The organism is Actinoplanes sp. CA-131856 (assembly GCF_050956135.1).
Lineage (GTDB): Bacteria > Actinomycetota > Actinomycetes > Mycobacteriales > Micromonosporaceae > Actinoplanes.
The window spans coordinates 3,435,983-3,457,248 of the sequence record NZ_CP191849.1; the positions used below are offsets into that span (position 1 = coordinate 3,435,983).

General features: G+C 69.7%; 8 protein-coding genes. 6 read left to right on the forward strand and 2 right to left on the reverse strand.

Annotated elements, in window-relative coordinates:
* A complete protein-coding gene (locus ACQP2X_RS16045; RefSeq protein ID WP_498697736.1) occupies window positions 1-2,085 on the forward strand; it encodes a transglycosylase domain-containing protein in 2,085 nt (694 codons plus the stop codon).
* Here ACQP2X_RS16045 and ACQP2X_RS16050 read toward each other — a convergent pair.
* Entirely contained in the window at window positions 2,066-3,115 is a 1,050-nt protein-coding gene (locus ACQP2X_RS16050; RefSeq protein WP_498697737.1) for a helix-turn-helix transcriptional regulator, read from the reverse strand. The genes ACQP2X_RS16045 and ACQP2X_RS16050 overlap by 20 nt on opposite strands.
* A 106-nt stretch (window positions 3,116-3,221) precedes the next feature.
* Between ACQP2X_RS16050 and ACQP2X_RS16055 the strand changes: the two genes are divergently transcribed.
* Window positions 3,222-5,444: an ATP-binding protein gene (locus tag ACQP2X_RS16055; protein WP_498697738.1), complete on the forward strand. Its 2,223-nt coding sequence runs from the start codon at window positions 3,222-3,224 to the stop codon at window positions 5,442-5,444.
* Window positions 5,445-5,543: 99 nt separating this feature from the next.
* Here the strand turns inward: ACQP2X_RS16055 and ACQP2X_RS16060 are convergent, their stop codons facing one another.
* The gene (locus ACQP2X_RS16060) at window positions 5,544-6,839 is read right to left on the reverse strand and encodes a helix-turn-helix domain-containing protein (RefSeq protein WP_498697741.1); all 1,296 of its coding nucleotides are present in this window, start codon (window positions 6,837-6,839) and stop codon (window positions 5,544-5,546) included.
* A gap of 103 nt (window positions 6,840-6,942) precedes the next feature.
* Here ACQP2X_RS16060 and ACQP2X_RS16065 point away from each other — a divergent pair, with 103 nt between their 5' ends.
* The 4 genes from ACQP2X_RS16065 (at window position 6,943) to ACQP2X_RS16080 (ending at window position 21,069) form a co-directional block, all read left to right on the forward strand.
* On the forward strand, window positions 6,943-7,266 hold the full coding sequence (locus tag ACQP2X_RS16065; protein WP_498697743.1) for an STAS domain-containing protein: 324 nt from the start codon (window positions 6,943-6,945) through the stop codon (window positions 7,264-7,266).
* 219 nt (window positions 7,267-7,485) lie between these two features.
* Window positions 7,486-14,568, forward strand: coding sequence for a polymorphic toxin-type HINT domain-containing protein (locus ACQP2X_RS16070; protein ID WP_498697744.1), 7,083 nt, complete (start codon window positions 7,486-7,488; stop codon window positions 14,566-14,568).
* A complete protein-coding gene (locus ACQP2X_RS16075; protein WP_498697745.1) occupies window positions 14,565-15,002 on the forward strand; it encodes a DUF6896 domain-containing protein in 438 nt (145 codons plus the stop codon). Before ACQP2X_RS16070 ends, ACQP2X_RS16075 begins: the two co-directional genes overlap by 4 nt.
* Window positions 15,003-15,075: 73 nt before the next feature.
* Complete coding sequence (locus ACQP2X_RS16080) at window positions 15,076-21,069, forward strand: LamG-like jellyroll fold domain-containing protein (protein WP_498697746.1); 5,994 nt, start codon at window positions 15,076-15,078, stop codon at window positions 21,067-21,069.
* The last annotated feature ends 197 nt before the right edge of the window (window positions 21,070-21,266 follow it).

The window sequence follows — 21,266 nt, forward strand, 5'->3', positions numbered from 1 at the left end:
GTGCTGTTGCTCCTGTGCGGGCTGCTGACGGGGGTGGTGGTCTCGGCCGCCTCGTTCCCGGCCTTCGCGCTCGGCGGGCTCGTGGCCAAGGCGGGGGCGCAGGAGTTCTCGTCGCTGCCGAGCACGCTCGTGCAGCAGTCCACCCCGCAGGTGACGCGGGTCTTCGCCAATGACGGCAAGACGCAGATCGCCGTTCTCTACGACGAGTTCCGCAGCGATGTGCCGATCAGCCAGATCTCGAAGAACATGCAGGACGCCATCGTCGCGGCCGAGGACCACAAGTTCTACGAGCACAACGGCGTCGACCTCAAGGGCATCGCCCGCGCCGCTGTCAACAACAACAACGGCGGGTCCAAGCAGGGCGCTTCGACCTTGACCATGCAGTACGTCCGCATGGCGCAGGCGTACGGCGCCAAGACCCCGCAGGAGGCGATCGACGCGACCCGGGACAGCCCGGAGCGCAAGGTCACCGAGATCAAGTACGCCCTGCAGGTCGAGAAGGACCTGACCAAGCAGCAGATCCTCGAGCGCTACCTGAACCTGGCCCCGTTCGGCAACGGCGCCTACGGCGTCTACGCCGGCAGCCGGGTCTACTTCAAGAAGTCGCCCAAGGACCTGACGATCGCCGAGGCCGCGCTGCTGGCCGGCATGGTGAAGGCGCCGACCGCGTTCGACCCGACCACCACGACCGGTTACCCGCAGGCGCTGGACCGGCGCAACTACATCATCGACAACATGGTGTCGCTGGGACAGATCACCAAGGCGCAGGGCGACGCGGCCAAGAAGGTCAAGCTGGGCCGCACGACGAACCGTCCCGGCAACGGCTGCACCTCGGTCGCCAAGAACAACTGGGGCTTCTTCTGCGACTACTTCTACCGCTGGTGGATGGGTCAGGCCGCGTTCGGTGAGAACTCGTACGAGCGGGAACGTCAGCTGAAGACCGGTGGCTACCGCATCGTCACGTCACTCGACATCAAGGCGCAGACCGCCGCCCGTTCCGAGATCACCAAGAAGATCAAGGACAAGAACAAGAACGCCGTCCTGATCGCGGCGGTCGAGCCCGGCTCGGGGCGGGTCAAGGCGCTCGCCGCCAACCGCAACTACAAGCTCGACGACGGCACGAATCCGCTGAGCTCGAACCCGCAGACCCGCAAGGCCGGCGCGCGGGCCACCTATCCGAACACCACCAACCCGATCATCACCGGTGGCGGCGACATCAGCGGCTACCAGGCCGGCTCGGTGTTCAAGATGTTCACCATGGTGGCCGCGCTCGAGAACGGCCTGGAGCTCAGCCACTCGATCACGTCGGACTACTTCTACAAATCGAGCTACCCGGTCGCGCGCAACTCGCCGGCCGCCTGCCCGGGCACCACGTTCTACTGCCCGGAGAACGCCTCGAAGAGTGAGAAGGGCACGTTCAACATGTGGACCGGCTTCGGCAAGTCGGTGAACACGTACTTCGTGCCGTTGCAGGAGCAGGTCGGCGCCGAGAAGGTCGTCGACGTCTCGAAGCGGTTCGGCCTGCAGTACCGCGGCGGCGACCGTGACCTGATCGCCACCCCGGAGGCGGCGCACCAGTTCGGCGCGTTCACCCTCGGTGTGACCGCGTCGACGCCGCTGGAGATCGCGAACGCGTACGCCACGCTGGCCGGCGACGGCATGTACTGCGCGCCGACGCCGATCAAGCAGATCTACGCGGCCAACGGCTCGAAGGTCAACGCCGGTCAGCCCGCCTGCAAGCGGGCCACCAGCGCCGACGTGGCCCGCAAGGCGCTGGACGCGGCCCGCTGCCCGGTCGGCGACCGCGCGCAGCTGGGCAGCTGCGCCGGGTCGACCGAGCCGAACGCCTACCGCACGATCGGCCACCCGATCTTCGGCAAGACCGGAACCACCGACAACGACAAGACCGCGTCGCTGGTCGTCGGCGCGCGCAACCTGGTGGTGGCCGGCTACATGGTCAACCCGGACTGGGCCAACCACACCGACCGGATGCCGCACAGCATCGTCAACCCGATCGTCTACCGCACCGTGGCCGACTACATGGAGGGCCAGGAGCAGGTCGAGTTCAAGAAGCCCGGCGAGTAGCCAGGGCCGCGGCCAACTGCCCGCGGCTGGTGATTCCCAGCCGCGGGTAGACCCGGTAGAGATGTGAACCGACGGTCCGGTGCGAAATGAACAGCCGGTCCGCGATCTCGCGGTTGCTCAGGCCGCGTGCGGCGAGCTCGGCGATCTGCGTTTCCTGAGCCGAGAGGTACGTCTCCCCGCGCCGCCGGGCGCACGAGTCGCCGGTGGCCAGCAGCTGGCTCCGGGCGGCCTCGGCCCAGGGACCGGCCCCCATCGCGTCGAACAGGTCGTGCGCGGCCCGCAGCGACGCGCGGGCGTCGACGTAGCGGCGCTGCCGGCGCAGGCGGCGCCCGCGATGCAGATGCAGCCGGGCCCGCGCCAGCACACATCCGGCCGGCAGTGCTTCGGTGTGGTCGCGGTCGTCCCCGCCGAGCACGGCCGTGGTGTACACGTGCGCCGAGACCAGCAGCTCCGAAGGCATGCGGGCGGCCATCGCGGGCAGGCCGGCCAGCAGCGCCCGCGCCTCGTCCACCATGCCCGCGGCCACGGCGGCGTCGGCCAGGTCGATCGCCACGTGCCACCGCCGCAGCGGCCTTCCGGCCAGGAACAACTGCTTGATGATGTCGTACGCCTCGACAGCGCGCCCGTCGAGCAGCGCCCGCAGCCCCTCGGCCTGCCGGGCCGCCTCGAACCCACCGGGCTGCCGCCCGGCCGTGGCGGCGACGCGCAGGTCCCGCACCAGCCCGGCCGCCTCGTCGTGGTCGCCGCGGATGGTCGCCACCAGCGCCGCCGTGCCGGTCAGGCTCAGCCAGGCCGCGGTCTCGCCGGTCGCCCCGGCCAGGGCACGCCCCTCGCCGGCGTCGTCCCGGGCCCGTTCCAGGTCGCCCAGCGGAATTCGGCTGCGGGCCCCGGTCAGCGCCCGGGCCAGCGGCCCGGCCCGCCCCTCGGCCCGCCACAGGTCGGCCGCCCCCGACAGCAGTCGCGCGCTCCGGGAGAAGTCACCGCGGGCCATCGCGGCACTGCCCATGACATGCAGAGTTCTACCTGGCATCCGTCCCTCCTCCAACGCCCCGTGGCCAGCCAACCGCCAACCGCGCCGGATGACCATGCGGAAACACACGCAGAACCGCGGCCTAAAGTGATCGTGGGAGGCGCTCATGGCGGAGAAGTCGCTGGCCACGGTGGTGCGTGAGCTCCGGCAACGGGCCGGTCTGACGCTGGAGGAACTGGCCGGATCGTCCGGGCTCAGCGTGCGCGCGATCAGCGACCTCGAGCGGGAGCGCAGCCACACGCCCCAGCGCCGGACGATCACCGCGCTGGCCGACGCGCTCGGGTTGGCCGGCGACGACCGGCAGGCGCTGCTGGCCGCCGCCCGGGAGAACCGGCGCCGACGGCAGGCCGCCTCGCCCACCGGCGCGTGGCTGCCCCGCGTGCCGGGCGATTTCGTGGGCCGCGTGGCCGAGCTCGACCGGTTGCGGCTGTCGGCGCGGCCGGGCGGACCGCCGGTGCTGATCAGCGGGCCGGCCGGGTCCGGCAAGACCACCCTGGCCGCGCACGCGGCCCGCTCGCTGGCCGGCGACTTCCCGGACGGGGTGCTCTTCGTCGGCCTCCGCGGCATGTCGGACCGCCCTGCCGGCCCCGGCGAGATTGTCACCCGGCTCCTGCACGGCCTCGGCGTGCCGCCGAACGACGTGCCCGCCCGGACCGCCGAGCGCGCCGAGTTGTACGAGCGCCTGCTCGCCGAGAAACAGACCTTGATCGTCCTTGACGACGCCGCGGACGAGGAGCACGTACGGCCGTACCTCCGAAATGCCCGTGGCGTGAGTGTCGTGACCAGCCGGCGCCGGCTGGCCGGCCTGGACGGGATGACCCGGCTCGAGCTGAGCCCGTTCACGCCGGGCGAGGCAGTCGATCTGCTGTACGCCATCGTGAGCGATCCCTTCGACGGCGGGACCGGCCCGGAGCCCGGGGCAGCCTCGGAGGTCGCCGCCCTCTGCGGCCACCTGCCGCTGGCCATGCGGATCGCCGGTAACCGGCTGCGAAGCCGTCCGGGCTGGACGATGCGCGATCTGGCCACCCGCCTGGCCGACGAGGAACGCCGCCTCGACCGCCTGGTGGCCGGCGATCTGCGGGTCACGGCGGCCTTCGCGCTGTCGTACGCCCAGTTGTCGCCGGCCGCGGCGGCGGTCTTCCGGCGCCTGTCGCTGGTGCCCGGCGGCGACGCCGGCACCGCGCTGGCCACCGTGGTCGCGGGCGCCGACCGGCCGGACGCCGAGGACGCGCTCGACGAGCTCCTGGAGCTCGGCCTGCTCCAGTCGGACACGGCGGACCGCTTTCATTTCCACGACCTCGTACGGCTCTTCGCCCGCGCCCGCCTGGCCGAGGAGGAGACCATCGAGCAGCGGGACGAGTCGGCGCGGCGGATGACCGGCTGGCTGCTGGAGGCGGCGACGGCCGCCGGGCGATGGTACGAGGGCGACGGCACACCGGCGGCGCTCGACGGCGGCCTCCGGCTCGACTCCACCGCCGACGCCGAGGCCTGGTTGCGCGCCGAGTCGGACAACTGGCTGGCCGCCATGCGCTCGGCCGGCTCGCATCGGGCCGTGCTCGAAGCGGCCGAGGCCATGCACTGGTTCTCCGACTTCTGGTCCTACTGGGACGGCTGGGAGGAGGTCTTCACGCTGGGCCGCGACGCCGCCCGCGGGCTCGGGGACCTCGGCCAGGAAGCCACCCAGACCAACTACCTGTCCTGGGTCTCCGCCTTCCGCCAGGACGACGCGGAGGCGCTGCGCCGGGCCCTGGAGGCGCTGCGGCTGGCCGAGCTCGGCGGCGACCGGGCCCAGGAGGGCTGGGCCCTGCACTACGCCTCCCAGGCCGAGGTCAACCAGGGCAACCTCACCGAGGCGGCCGGCTACGACGAGCGCGCGGCGGTGATCTTCGAGGAGGCCGGTGACTACGACGCGATGTGCCAGGTGCTGCTGGCCCGGGGCGACGTCGAGTACTTCGCGGGCCGCCCGGCCGGGGCGCTGCCGTTCTTCGAGCAGGTGCTGGAGATCATCGACGATCCGGGCCGTCCGGTGCTGCCATCGGTGGCGGGGCTGATGGCGGGCCGGGCGCGGGTGGGCATGGGCCACGCCCTGTGGAAGGCCGGCCGGCGCGAGGAGGCGGCCGTGGTGTTCGAGGAGGCCGGCGAGCGGTACGCGGCCATCGGCGTGTGGGACATGCAGGCCAAGGCCGTTCTGGCTCTCGGACGGGTGTTACGTGAGGACGGCCGGACCGAACCGGCCCGGACCGCGTTGCGGCAGGCCGAAGCCCTCTTCGTGCGAACCGGCATGGAGGATGCGGTCGCGGCGGTCCGGGCGGAGCTGGCCGCCCTCTGACCGACCCAGCCGGCCTCACCCGGCCGGCCTCACCTGGGTGGTCTCACCTGGGTGGTCTCACCTGGGCGGCCTCATCTGGGCGGCCTCATCTGGGCGGCCTCATCTGGGCGGTCGGCGGGCGAAGAGCCGGACCAGCTCGTGCAGCCGGTAGCCGGAGCCGCCGGTCCCGATCTCGGCGAGGCCGGCCTCGACCAGTTCCTCCAGAGCGTCCTCGTCGTCGACGGGTTCGCCCCGGGCGAGCCGGTGGAGCGCCCGGGCGGCCGCAGATGGCAGCGCGCGGTAGGGCCGCGCGAAGACGTCCTCGACCGGAAATCCCAGCTCGGCGAGCCGGTCCAGGCGGCGGTCGGCGGTCGCCAGGTCGTCCGGCGTACGCCCGGCCACTACCCGCAGGGCCAGCGGAAGGAAGCCGCAGAGCGCGGCCACCTCACCGTCCACGAGCCGGGCCGCGTCGGCCGGTTCGAGGGGGCCGAGATGGACGCGGTGCACCGCTTCGAGCCCGCTGAGCAACCGCCGGCTGGTCACCAGGGTGAGCACCGGCCCGTCCACCGGCAGCAACGGCCGAACCTGCGCCTCGTCGACCGCGTCGTCGAGCACCACCAGAGAGGCACGTTTCCGCACGGCCTCGCGATAGCGCCCGGCGCGGTCCTCGGCGTCCGCCGGAATGTCGACCTCCGGCACTCCGAGCGCACGCAGCAGGTCGCTTTCCGGGCCATCGCCTCTATCGGCGGGGTAGGAGATGGCGGAGTGGGCGTGAGTGGTCCCGGCGGCGGCGTGGGTGGTCCCGGCGGGGGCGTGGGTGGTGTCGGCGGGGTGGGTGTGGGTGGTGCCGGCGGGGACGTGGGTGTTCCCGGCGGAGGCGTGGGTGGTGTCGGCGAGGACGCGCGTGGTTTCGGTGGTGCCGGCGGAGTGGGCGCGGGTGGCGCGGGTGGCGCCCGCGGTGTGGCTGCCGCTCATGACCGCGAAATGGAGGCCGCCGGGGAACTCGTCGGCCAGGTCGCGGGCGGCCTGCACGGCCAGGGCCGTCTTGCCGACGCCGCCCAGGCCGCAGATCACCACGACGGGAGCGGTGCGCTCCTCGACCGCCTGGCGGGCCAGGCGCCGCAACCGGGTCAGCTCGGCGTCGCGGCCCACAAAGGGCTCGGCCGGCTCCGGCAGGGGCAGCAGCGGGCGCCCGCTCGCGGCGGCCATCAGCTGTGCGCGCTGCCGCGGTCCCAGCCCGAGCGCGTCGGCCAGGTCCGCCACCGTCCGGCGCTGCGGCCGGCGGCTCCGGCCGCGTTCCATGTCGCTGATGGTCCGGGCGCTCACCCCGGACACCGCCGCCAGCTCGTCCATGGTCAGCCCGGCCCGGCGGCGCAGTTCGCGTACCATCGCCGCGAAGCTCGGTGTGCCGGTCACGCGTCATGATCGCACGCTGGTCGTTCTACCGGGCAGACGTTTGACGCGCGCGTGATCGGGTATCGCGCGGCGACGAACCGCCACGTGACCGACGGGAATCGACATGTCTTTGCAGTACCGGATCGAACGCGACGCGGGCACCGTCACGGTCGCGCCCGAGGGCGACATCAGCCTGGAGACGGTCGACGTGCTCCGGGAGGTCCTCCGCAGCACCGTCGAGACGCCGAACACCGACCGCGTCGACGTGGACATGAGCGGGGTGGCCTTCCTCGACTCCAGCGGCATCGGCGTTCTGGTCGCGGCCCAGCGGGCGGCCGCCGCCCGTGGCATCACGCTGATGCTGCGCGAGCCGACGGCCATGGTCCGCATGGTCCTGCAGATCGCGAGCCTGGAGGAGATCCTGGTCCGCGAGACCGTGGACGACTGAGTCGCCGGCCAGTCGCCGAGAGTTACTGGCCGTTACTACGGAATTTAGTCAATACCAATAGTGTCCACTGTCGATGAAAGTGACAAAGTTCATCGATATAGACCGGCGTCTCCCCGTTTCGTACTCTGATCCGCCTGGGGCTTGATCAACCGGTGTGGCATGACGCCGCACCGGGCGTACGCCTGCGCTCTGACGTGGGAAAACGGGGAAGGACGCTGGATGCTGCCCAAGAACAGGTGGACTCCGCGACTGGTGGCGCGATGGCGCCGCCTGGCCGTACTGGGCCTGGTCGCGGTGACGGGCCCAGCTTTGATCGGCCTGACGCCGGTCGCCGCGGCCGCCGACCCGAAGAGGCCGGACTTCCCCGAGCCGCAGAAGATCGAGCGGGTCGAGCTGGGCAAGAGCAAGGTCCAGCGGCGCGAGATCCCGAAGAAGACGTACGCGAAGTTCGACGCTTCGAAGAACGCCGCCCTGCCCGCCGCCCAGGACACGACGGTCAAGCTGACCGGCCGGTCGAAGGTCCGCGCGGGCTCCTCACCGATTTCGATCGGCAGCGCGACGGCCACTCAGGTGCGGGTCACCACCGCCGACCAGAAGGCGGCCCAGAAGGCCGGCGTCCACGGCCTGATGTTCACCCTGAGCGGCTCCGCCGCCGGCCGGGTGGACGTCAGCGTCGACCCGTCGACGTTCCGCAACGCCTACGGCGGCGGCTACGCCTCCCGGCTACGGCTGGTCCACCTGCCGGACTGCGCGCTGACCACGCCCGAGCTCGAGCGGTGCCGTACACAGACGCCGCTGCCGACCGGGATCGGCTCGCCGCTGTCGGCCCCGGCGACCGTGTCATCCCGAACCCTGGTGCTGGCCGCGACCGCGGCTGCGTCCGGTGGCGGGGGTGACTTCTCGGCGACCGATCTGTCACCCGCCGGTTCTTGGTCCACCAGCGGAAACACTGGGTCGTTCACCTACAGCTACCCGATCGCGATTCCGCCGGCCGTCGGCGGTGACGCGCCGGCCCTCAACATGACTTACAACTCGGGGTCGCAGGATGCCCGCACCCTCGCGACGAACAATCAGTCGTCGTGGGTGGGCGACGGGTGGTCGCTGGGTGACAACTACATCGAGCGCACCTATCGGTCGTGTGACGACGTCGAAGACTCGGGCGCGCCGGAACACTCCGGTGACTCCTGCTGGTCCGGGCAGGTCCTGACGATGTCGCTGAACGGGACCTCGACGTCGATCGTCTACGACGACAAGACGAAGACCTTCCGCTCGGAGCGGGACGCCTCGACCACGAAGGTCGAGAATCTGTCCAACACGGTCAACGGAACCAAGAACAACGAGTACTTCCGGGTCGCCGAGAACGGCGTGCAGTACTACTTCGGCCTCAACCGCCTGCCCGGCTGGGCCAGTGGTGAGGAGGAGACGAAGTCCGTCCGAACCGTGCCGGTCTACAAGGCGCACGCCGGTGTGGGTGACTGCCCGGACGGCTCCTTCGCCGCGACCTCCTGCAAGCTGGGCTACCGGTTCAACCTCGACTACGTCGTCGACCGCAACGGCAACGCGCGGGCCTACTACTACGACCAGGAACTCGGCTACTACGGCGCGAACATGAAGGACACCGCCGTGGAGTACGTCCGCGGCGGCACCCTGAAGCGCATCGACTACGGCATGCGCCCGGCGACCATCTACTCGGCCAAGCCGGCGGCGCAGGTCCTCTTCACCGTCGACGAGCGTTGCTTCAAGGGCGAGCCGGCCGGCAACAACTGCGAGAGCGACCAGTTCGGGGTCGCGCACCCGGAATATTGGCCCGACGTGCCGGTCGATCTGAACTGCGTCAGCGGGGCGACGGACTGCACCAACCACGGACCGAGTTTCTGGTCACGCAAGCGGCTCACCAAGATCACGACGCAGGCTCTGGTCAGCGGCGTCATGAAGCAGGTGGACCGGTACGACCTGACGCAGTCCTTCCCGACCGGCGGCGACCACGCGCCCACCCTGTGGCTCGGGTCGGTCAAGCACACCGGGCTCGACCGTCTCGGCGGTGCGACCGCCGACGCCGACGGCGGCACCGTGACGTTCTACCCGAGGCAGCTTCGTAACCGGGTCGGCACGCTGCCGGGCCTGGAGTTCATGCACTACAACCGGGTCGGCACAGTCGTGTCCGAGTCCGGCGCGGAAACGATCGTCACCTACAGCACGCCGAACTGCGCCGGTGTGCCGGCCAGTGATCTGAACGACGACAAGGACACGGCGGCTCAGGCGTACGCGTCGACGAACAAGACCGGCTGCTTCCCGGTCTACTGGGCACCGGAGGGCCAGCCGCGGCCGTTGATCGACTGGTTCTACACCCACCCGGTCACCTCGATCGTGACCATCGACAACTACAACCACTATCAGGACGGCAGCCAGCCCAAGACCATCACCGAGTACGCCTACAAGGGCGACCCGGGCTGGCACTACGACGACAACGAGGTGGTCAAGAAGGAGAACCGCACCTGGGGCCAGTTCCGTGGCTACCCCGAGGTGCACGTCACGACCGGTGACACCTCCGTCTTCCACTACACCGACAAGGCGCAGGTCTTCGACCAGAAGACCCTGACCAAGACCTTCTACTTCCTCGGCATGAACGGCGACACCCTGCCGAGCGGCCAGCCCCGCAGCGTGCCTCCCCTGACCAGCACCGACGGCACGGTCACGGTGGCGGACTCGCCCGAGCTGGCCGGCGAGGTGTTCGAGACGGTCAACTACACCGGGGTCAACGGCACTATCGACTCGGCCACTGTCTCCGTCCCGAAGATCATCGGGCCGACCGCGTCGCGGGCCCGCCAGGGGCTTCCGGCGCTCGAGGCGTACATGCTCGGCACCGCCAGGACGCTGACCCGGCAGAAGGTGTCGTACGGCTGGCGCAGGACCGAGACCGCCACCTTCTACAACACCACGCTGGGGCAGAGCACCACCGGAATGCCGGTGCAGAGCGTCGACCGGGGTGAGGCCGGAGCCGCCGGCAACGTCACCAAGTGCACCTTCACCCGCTACATCGACGGCGCCGTCACGCTGCCCGGCGGCGGCACCGCGCCGCTCGTCCTGCCGGCCGAGGTCATCACCACCACTCAGGACTGCACGGCGGCCAACGCGACACCGTCCGGAACGCTGATCTCGGACAAGCGGACCTCGTACGACGGGAAGTCCTTCGCCTACAACGGCGACGGCCAGACCAACCCGGCCCGCCCGGCGATCGGCAACGCGACCTTGGTGCAGACCGCGTCGGCGGCCACCGGAGTCAACGTCACCTCGTGGCTCGACGCCACCGCGACGACGTACGACAGCTACGGCCGCACCACCTCAGTGACGAGGACGCCCAAGTCGGCCGGCCTGTCACAGACCGTCTACACCAGGGTCTCCCCGGCCTCGGGGGCTTTGCCCAGCACGATCACCACTGTCACCCAGGTCGCATCGGGAGTCGACTGCTCGGCGGTCACCGTCTCCAGCAAGGACTGCCGGCTCAGCTCGAACAGCGTGAACCCGCCGCGGCAGGTCGCGCTGGCCGAGACCGACATCGCCGGGGCGCTGACGTCGCTGGAGTACGACGCTCTCGGCCGCCTCACCGGCGTGTGGTTGCCGAACCAGAACAAGGCGGCCGGCGCGCCCGCCAACATGACCTATCAGTACGCGACGCGAGCCACCGCGCCCAGCGTGGTGACCACCAGCACCCTCAACGACAGCGACGCCGCCGGCGCGACGCCGACCTACACCGTGGCCAAGGTGCTGTACGACGCGATGTTGCGGCCGCTGGAGTCGCAGTCGACGGGTGAGAACGGCAGCGTCGTCGTCAACGACACGCAGTACGACTCGCACGGCTGGACGGTGCTGACCAACAACGCGTACGCCGTGACCGGCAGCCCGAGGGACACCCTGATCTCGGATCACCTGTCGCAGGTGTCCATTCCGTCGACCACGGTGACCGACCACGACGCGATGGGCCGGACCACCCAGACGACCGCCGAGCACAACGGCGTCGCGACCTGGCACACGCGATCGGTGAACACGGGAGACAAGGTCACCACGGTTCCGCCCACCGGCGGGGTCGCCACGACCAGCGTCACCAACGCCCGTGGGCAGATGACCGAGCTCCAGCAGTACACCACCGCGCCGACGCTGTCGGGCAGCATCACCGCGGGCTTCACCGCCACCGGCGGCACGGCGAACAGCACCACTTACAGCTACACCGCGGCCGGTCAGCAGGCCACGGTCACCGGACCGGACAAAGCGGTCTGGACCTACACCTACGACCTGCTCGGCCGGCAGACCAGAAGCGCCGACCCGGACACGGGCATGAGCCTCGCCTCGTACGACGACGCCGGCAACCAGACCGCCACCAAGGACGCCCGCGGCATCGAGCTCAATCACACCTACGATCTGCTCGGCCGCAAGCTCGCCACGACCGACAAGAGCAAGAGCGGTTTCCGGATCGCGTCCTGGTCGTACGACACGCTGCGCATCGGCCTGCCGACCTCATCGACCCGGTACGTGCCGGACGTGATCGGCGGCTACACCGTCGCGGTCACCGGCTATTCCACGCTGGGCAAGCCGCTGGGCCAGACGGTGACCCTGCCGTCGAGCGAGGCGCCACTGCCGGTGTCGTACACGACTGAATTCGCCTACACCGACAACAACGAGTTCCTCGCCCAGCAGACAGACCCGGCGGCGGGCGGTCTGCCCCAGGAGACCATCAGCTACAGCCGCAATGTGCTCGGCGCGCCGACCAAGACCACCGGCATCAACGCCTACGTGTCGAGCACGGTCTACACCGACTTCGGCCAGCCGAGCCGGGTGACCCTCGGATCCTCGGCCCACGAGGCCCAGGTGCTCTACACCTACGACGACTCCACCCTGCGGCGCACGAGCAGGTCGGTCTACCGGACCGAGGGCATCGGCCCGCTGGTGGACGAGACGAATTACACGTACGACGACGCCGGCAACCCGCTCTCGGTGGTGAACAAGCAGTCCGAGAACGGCAATGTCGTCACCGATGCCCAATGCTTCCGCTACGACAGCTTGGCCCGGCTCACCGAAGCGTGGACCGCTCCCAGCGCGTGCCCGGCGGCCACCACGGTCAAACCGACCGCCGACGGTGTCGCGGGCGGCACCGGTTCTTACTGGCAGTCGTTCACCTACGACGCGGTGGGCAGCCGTACGAAGCTGGTCGATCGTTCAGCGGCCACCGGCGGCACCACCACGTCGTACGTCAACGGGTGCTCCACCGGCTGCAACCGCACGGGCGCCCAGCCGCACACGCTGACCGCGACGAAGGACAACGCCGACCCGACCACATTCGTCTACGACGTGGCCGGCAACCTGCTCAGCCGCACGGCCACCAGCGGCAGGAACCAGACCCTGAAGTGGGACGACGAGGGGCGACTGGCCGAGGTCACCACCGGTTCGGGAACGACGAAGTATCTCTACGACGCCGACGGCAACCAGCTGATCCGTCGCGATCCCGGCCGCACCAGCTTCTTCGCGGCCGACACCGAGGTCGTCATCAACACCGCGGCCGACCCGGTCGTGTCGCTCGGCGCAGTCCGGACGTACACCCAGGGTGGCGGCGGCGCGGCGGTCGCCGTCCGCTCGACCCTGCCGGGTGGCGGCACCCACTATCTGATCAGCGACGGGCACGACAGCGCCACGTTGTCCATGGACGTCACCACCCAGGAGGTCTCCCGCCAACAGTTCAAGCCGTACGGCGAGGACCGCAGGAGTGAGAACGCCACCGCGTGGCCCGATATGACCCGTGGCTACCTGGGCGCGGCGAGGAACACCGACACCGGCTACACCGACACCGGCGCCCGCAAATACGACCCGGCACTCGGCCGGTTCATCAGCCCCGATCCGTTGCTCGTGCTGACCGATCCCAGCCAGCTGGGTGGCTACACCTACGCCGGCGCCAACCCGGTCACCAACTCCGACCCGTCGGGTCTGCGGATCGACCCGAACGAGACGGGTTGCGCCGCGGGCAACGGCGGAGCCTGCAACGGCTACGTCGCCCCGCCCGGCGGCGGCAAGGCCGAGGAGGAGGACCAGGCCGAGACCAAGTCCAACAACGACGGCACCGGGTCGGTCGGCGGCGTCACCGTGACGACCAACCAGGTGAACGACCTCTGGACGTTCGGCATGGAGGCCAACAAGGCCTACTACTCGTACTACAACGCCTGGGGCAAGACCTGGGTCAAGATGCCCGACGATCTCAAGCTGCTCTACATGATGACCGCCGCCTGCCAGGTGGAGGGCGTGTGCCGCGGGTCCTTCCCGGGCGAGCTGAAGAACCAGCTGAACATGGCGACGTTCTACAACGCGGGCTGCCAGGGCAAGTGCCTCGAGAACCGGATGAACACCGCGGAGCTCATCGGCGGCACGTTCATGGACGGCATGGGCGGCCTGAACGCCATGATGCAGCAGCGGGTCCGTACCTCGAAGGCGGGCATCAAGACCGCCAGCATCGAGGGCATGGGGCTGGGCACCAGCTTCGGCTGCCTGCGCAACAGCTTCGCGCCCGACACCCGCGTCCTGATGGCGGACGGTTCGACGAAGCCCATCTCCGAGGTCGGGATCGGCGACGAAGTGCTCGCCACCGATCCCGCGACCGGGCGGACCGCACCGCGCGAGGTCACCGCGCTGCACCTCAATATCGACACCGAGCTGACCGATCTGACGCTCAATCTGCCCGACGGCACCACCTCGGTCGTGCACACCACCGCGGAGCACCCGTTCTGGGCCGAGGAGCGGGCGGCGTGGGTTCACGCCGGGAACCTGCAACCGGGCGAGCGGATGTCGGCCCTCGGCGCATCGACCGACCCGACGGTCGCCGCAGTGCGGGTCTTTCCGGGGCGACAGCCCATGTACAACATCACGGTCGACGGCATCCACACGTTCTACGTGGTCGCGGCGAACACCCCGGTTCTCGTGCACAACTGCGCCACGGCCAACCCCCACGACCTGCGAAGGACCGAGGCGCTGTCCGGCGCCTACGACAAGCAGAGGGTCGAGGAGATCACCGAATCGATGAAGGAGAACGGGTGGGTTGGCGCGCCTATCGATGTCTTCGAGCAGAATGGCAACCTGTACATCCTGAACGGGCATCATCGCACTGCCGCCGCCAAGCGGGCGGGAATCAATGTAAAATATCGCCTGGTGCCCGAGAGTGAATTGGGCGAGCACAATTACCGCGACGCGCATGAGGTTGTTTCCGCCGCCGTCGAGGTCGGGGCCGACAGAATCGACGATCGGCGCAGAAGGGGACGTCGATGATGGGCGCCGGCCGTGACGAGTCGCCGGGTCATGTCGCGCGCTTCGTTGCCGAGCTGCGTGTGTTCAGCTCCGCCGTCCTGGTGGAGCTGGACCAGATCGACGGCTTGTCGCAGATCATCAGGGCGGCCCGCTCCGGGCGCATTCCGCGGCGGGACACCCTGCCGAACGGCATTTATTATCAGATTCACGGCAGCGGATGTGTGTTCATCGGTGCCGACGGCGCGATCGTCAACATCGATTTTCTGCCCGACGGTCGCGCGATCTTCGATGTCACGCGCGTCGAAGAGTTCGTCCGGTCGCTTTCGACGGCACCTCCGCCCGGCCCCGATCTGCTGGCGGAGTGCCGGTCGGCGGTTGCCGGCGGCCTCCTCGACGAGGTGAAGGACGGCTGGTTCGCCCTCCGCGAGCCGCCGTCCCGGATCGAAAGCGCATAAGTCACTTGTCCCCGTCCTGATGCGACGGCGGAATGAACCATGTCTTCTTCTTCAAGGAAGGGCCCCCACCGCCATGTCCTCGCGCTTTCTGCGTGGGCGCAGCCTGTCGCTGACATCGACAGTCGCCGCGCTTGTCACGGCCGGGGCGATCGGAGTGTCCGCGCCCGCCCAGGCGCGTACCCCCGCCGTCCCGGCAACGCCCACACCCTCCCCGGCGACCGGCAAGGCGGCCGACCCGGTCGCCGCCGCGGTCGACGAGGCTCGCAAGACGGGGGAGACGGTTCGGATTCCCTCGCTCACCGATGGGTCGTCGACCACGTCGGCCAACCCGGATGGGCAGCTCACCACCACCTATTCCTCCAGCCCGCAGCGGGTCAAGCGGGATGGGCAGTGGGTGCCTATCGACACCACGCTCGTCAAGCGGGGCGACGGCAGCTATGCGCCCAAGGCGGCCGAATCCGGTGTGGTCTTCGGTGGGGGTGGCAGCAACGCCCTCGTGTCGCTCAAGGAAGGTGACGCGGGGCTGAAGTTCACCTGGCCCGGGAAGCTGCCGGCTCCCACCGTCGCGGGCGACACCGCGACGTACGCCAATGTCCTGCCCGATGTTGATCTTCAGGTCACCGCGGATGCCACCGGGTACTCGTCGATGCTCGTGGTCAAGAATGCCAAGGCCGCGGCCAACCCCAAGCTTCAGAAGATCGACTTTGGGCTCACCGGTACCGGTGTCACGATCTCGTCCACCCGGAACGGCGGTGCGGAGGCCGTCGACACCAAGACGGGCGAGACCGTTTTCCACGCGGACACCGCTCTCATGTGGGACAGCAGCACGCCCGTGGCCACGCCGGCGGCCAAGGCCAAGGGTGCCGCCGTCAAGAGTGACGAGAAGCCGAGCGCGGGTGTGCTCGGCGGGCGCCAGGCCAAGGTCAAGGTCGGTGTCGGTGGGGGCAAGCAGAGCCTCACGCCGGACCGGGCGCTGCTGACCGCCAAGACGACCAAGTTCCCGGTCTTCATCGACCCGGTCTGGCAGGGCAATCCCACCCAGTACCAGTGGGCTCGTATCTCCAGCAACGGCTGGGACGTCTACAACTCGACCTCCAAGACCGGGGCCACCAGCGCCCGCATCGGCTACGACGACTGGGCCGGCGGCGCGGGGGAGCGGGCTCGCACGTACTACCAGATGAACACCGCCGGAGTGGCCGGGGCCGAGGTCTCCAGCGCCACCCTCTATGTCACGCACCGGTGGGCCGCCTCCTGCTACAAAACCCCGGCGGTGGTGTACGGCACGGCCGCGCCCAGCTCGTACAGCGCCTCCGGTCTGCACTGGGGTAAGGAACCCAAGAAGACCACCGGGATCCTGTCGACCATTCAGGGCTACGAGGACGACTGCGGCACCAAGGATGTGCGGGTCTCGCCGGCCAAGCTGAACTTCAACGTCACCAGCTACCTGAAGACGGTGGCCCGCAGCAAGGCGTCGCGGGCCAACTTCCTCGTGCAGGCGGCGAACATGGACGACCCGTACCACTGGAAGCAACTGGGTTACGGCGGTGGCGCCAGCCTGTCCGTCACCTACAGCTACCGTCCCACCCTGCTCAACGGTGACGGCGACCCGACGATCCACCCGGCCATCTGGGACATGGGCCGGTGGCGGACCACGACGCACACGCCGACGCTGGCCGCCAAGGGCACCAACGGACTGCGCAACGGGCAGCTCGAGAACGTCTCGATCATGTACGAGATCTACCGGGGCAGCACCCGGATCGCCCGGGCGACCACGTCGAAGAGCAAGAACGGCACGGCGTGGACGATCCCGGCCTTGCAGGACGGCGATTACGAGTGGCGGGCCACCGTCGTCAACGAGAGCGGGCTGACCGCGACCGCCTGGACCCCCTGGCAGAAGCTGACGATCGACACCGCGGCGCCCTGGGCCCCGAAGGTCAACTCGACGCAGTTCCCGTCCAAGCAGCTGGGCGCCGCCTTCGGTGACAAGGGCACCTTCGTGTTCGGCCCGGACAAGACGGGCGGTCACAAGGACAACGTCACCGGCTATCTGTTCACGCTCGACGGCGACCTGACCAACGTGACGTACAGCGGGGTCAAGAGCACGCTGACCAACTGGACCACCAGCATCACGACGCCGGTGCCCGGCAAGATCTACTACGCCAAGGCGGACAACGGGAACGGCACCGGGACCGTGGTCGTCAACGGCAGCGCCGGGCCGCAGTTCACGCCGGGCACCGCGGGCGCGCACAAGCTGGGCGTCAAGGCGGTCGACCAGGCCGGTTCGACGTCACCGCAGACCGCGTACGTCTTCTACGCCGGCCGCAGCACGCCGACCTACGCCACCGCCACGAAGATGGTGAGCGGCTGGACGGCCACCAACACCGACGGCACGACGACCGTGGTGCCGCCCTACGCGGCGACCACCACCGGCAAGGTCATCACGCAGTCCGGCGGTGGCGGTTTCTACTTCGCCGACGGCTATCAGGCCGTGCTCGCCAACGGCACGGCCAAGGTGTCCAAGGGCGACTCGGTGACGTACTCCTTCAACGTGCCCTCGACGGGCTTGTGGGAGGTGGGTGTCCACATCACCGCCGGCACCGCGAACGGCAAATACGACCTTGTCTTCGACAAGGGCAAGCCGACGGCGAAGACCCTGCTGAGCAACTACGACACGTACGTCGCCATCCCGGAGACCCGCTTCGTCAACTTCGGAGTGCTCAAGGACAGCGCCGGCAAGCCGATGACCCTCCAGCAGGGCGTGCACACCGTCACCTTCACCATGACCGGCACCAACACGGCGTCCAACAGCTATCAGTCGGGCATTGACGTCGTACGTCTGGCGCCGATGTTGACCTGTGCGATAAACAACCCGGCCGCTTGTTACAACAACACCGCCGTCAGCACCTTCACGGCCGGCACCACGCCGAAGGTCACGGTGGCCGACGCCGACGGGGCCGGCGCCAGCTTCGAGGCGGCCGACCTGAAAGCGGCCGGCTGGAACCCGGGCGCGACGGTCACCGTGAACGGCGCGGCGATCAAGCTGCCGGCCGCGTACGGCAACGCCACCCCCGACAACATGCTCTCCTCGGGGCAGATCGTCACCGTCCCGTCGACCGGTGTGGTCAACGCGGGCAACGCCGTGGTCTTCGCCGGCTTCACCACCCACGGGCCGGTCAAGGGGGCCACCGGCACCATCACGTACGCCGAGGAGAGCTGCGGCATCAAGAGCCAGGCCTACACGCTGGACTCCCTGCCCGACTGGGCCAGTGTCCCGGCCGGTGACGCCACCCTCGCCCTCACGCGCTACAACAAGAGCAACGCCACCCAGGTCACCTCCCCGGTGGGCGTCTTCTCCGCGAGCGTGCCCCTGGCCTGCCCGGGCGCCGTGGTGGAGAGCGTCACCCTGCCGGTGGTGTCGACAGTGGCCCAGTCCGGCACGGCCACGCTGCACTTCTTCGGCCTGGGCATCCGCCCGACGTCGATCACCGAGTCGGCCCACTGGACCGGCAGTTGGTCCACCGCCCAGGATGTCGCGGCGGTGCCGCTCAGCAGCGGCGCCAACGCCACGCTCAACGGGCAGACCGTCCGCATCCCGGTGCGGCTGACTCTGGCCACCGGCGGCGACGCCCATAAGGTTCGCGTACGTCTGTCGAACGGCACCGGGAAGACGCCGGTGACCTTCGGTGCGGCGTCGTTCGCCGTGCAGGACAGCGCTGGGGGTGCGGCCGCGGCGTCGACCCCGGTGGCGCTGACGTTCGGTGGGGCGGCCGGTGTGACCGTGCCGGCCGGGGCCGAGGTGCTCAGCGATCCGGTGGCGATGACCGTGCCGGAGCTGACCACGGTGCTGGTCAGTTTGAAGGTCAACGGTTCTCTCACCGCTCTGGCCGGGCATCGTGACGGCAAGACGCCGATCTACACGAGCGCTTCGGACAGTGCCGATCACACGAGGGAGCAGGCGGCGACCGGTTACACGAAGTCGGCCATCTACGGTCTGCCGTTCCTGTCCGGTGTCGATGTCACCACTTCGGCCACCAAGCCGGCGGGTTCGCTGGTCCTCTTCGGCGACCAGACGGTGAACGCCGACGGCGCGGCTGTCGACACGGTGAGCCAGCTCGACAGCCGGCTGGCCGTGGCCCTGGCCACCGCGCCCGACGGCGACCGGGTGGTGCCGTACGGCGTGCTGAACCAGGGCACCGGCAGCTCCAGCAACCGGGCCGTGCTGCCGCCGGCCGCCGTGCGGCTCGCGCAGAACGCCAACGGGCTCGTGGATCGCCGGATCCTCAACCAGACCGGCGTCCGCACGGTGCTGATCTCGTCGGGGTCGAGCGACCTGCTCGCCTGCACCGGCACCGCCGACGCCTGCGCCACCCAGGTGCAGGACAAGCTCGTCGCCCTGACCAGCCAGCTGCACCAGTACCGGTCGGACGACACCCTGGTGGTGCCGGCCAAGGCCGGCCCGCTGAAGGTGTACGTGGCCACGCTGCCCCCGTTCGCCGGCACCCACACCGCCGCCCAGGAGCTGGCCCGCCAGCAGGTGAACAACTACATCCTGGGCCCGGACGGCACGGCGCCGCTGAGCGGCTACGCCGACGGGGTGATCGACTTCGCGTCCGCGGTCTCCACGGAGAGCTCGGCCACCTCGGACACCATCCTGGACGACTACCTGACGTCGTCGCAGCCGAACGCCCTCTACTACGACCGGCTGGCCCAGCAGTACCTGGACGACTCGGATCTGGGCGACCGGATCGACGACTCCCAGACCGGTGGCACCGAGCCGGATGCCGAGCCGATCGGCGTGTGGCGCCTCGACGAGGGCGGCGGCGAGTGGGGCCGCGACGTCGGCTGGGGCACCGGCCCCGACCGTGAGACCCACGACGCCTGGCTCAACGAGCTGAGCTGGGGACCGAGCCGCTCCCTGGGCAAGATCGCGGCGACCTTCAACGGCACCAGCAGCTACGCCCAGACCGACCTGAAGCCGAACGTCACCAAGAACTTCACGGTCTCGGCCTGGGTGCGGCTGACCGACAAGTCGCAGGACCGTACGGTCTTCGCCCGCAACGCCGCCGGCTACGCGCCGATCGCGCTGTTCTACCAGCAGTCGACCGACCGCTGGCTGGCGCAGATGCCGTCGGCTCCGGCCGGCGACGACGTGGTCTGGGGCGACGCCCTGTCCATCGAGCCCGCGCAGACGGACGTCTGGACCCACCTGGCCGCCGTCTACGACACGGAGCTGGGCTCCCTGACCCTGTACGTCAACGGGGTCGCGGAGACGTCGGTCGAGAACGTGACGCCGTTCAACGACGCGGACGGCGCCACCTGGATCGGGCGTGGCGGCAGCACGTTCTTCAAGGGCGACATCTCCGACGTACGGATCTGGGCGCGGCCGACCGACCCGGCCGAGATCGAGGGTCTGGCCAGGGCCGTCCCGGTCGCCGACTGGGAGTTCGAGGACACCAGCCTGCCCGGGGTCGCGGTGGACAGCACCGGCAACGAGCACGTGGGCACCCTGCCCGCGAACCCGGTCTGGGCGTTCGGTCACAACGACTGGGACTTCAACGCCCTGACCCTCAACGGCACCAGCGAGGCCGTCACGTCACCGGCCCTGCTCCGCACCGATCAATCATTCTCGGTCGCGGCCTGGGCCCGGGTGACCAAGTCGGGCGCCGACTACACGGTGGCCGGCCAGGACGGAACGCAGACGGGCCGGTTCAAGCTTCAGTACGCCAACGACTGCACCTGCTGGCGTTTCGCCACCGCGGGCACGGACACGGCCGCCCCGGCCATGACCAAGGCCGACGGACCGGCCGGCGCGGCCCTGGACACCTGGACGCATCTGGCCGGTGTCTACGACGCGGTGTCGGGCACGCTGAGGCTCTACGTGAACGGCGAACTGGCGGCGACCACCCCGGTCACCGCCACACCCTGGCACGCGACCGGCAGCTTCACCGCCGGTCGTGGGCTCGCCGCGGGCCAGCCCGCCAACTGGTTCCCCGGCGACATCGACGCGGTCCGCGCCTATCAGGGCGCGATCACCGCCGACCTGGTGACCGACCTGTTCAACTCGTAGCACCACCCACAAGAGAGGGGTGGCGTCCGGATCCTCGGGCGCCACCCCTTTATGGAAATTGTGAAAAAGTTCATCGATATAGACCGGCGTCTCCCCGTTTCGTACTCTGATCGCCCTGGGGCTCGATCATCAACCGCTGCGCCGCTCCGCGCCGCGGTGTCCGCCCATGCCTTGGCATGGAAAAACGGGGAGGACGC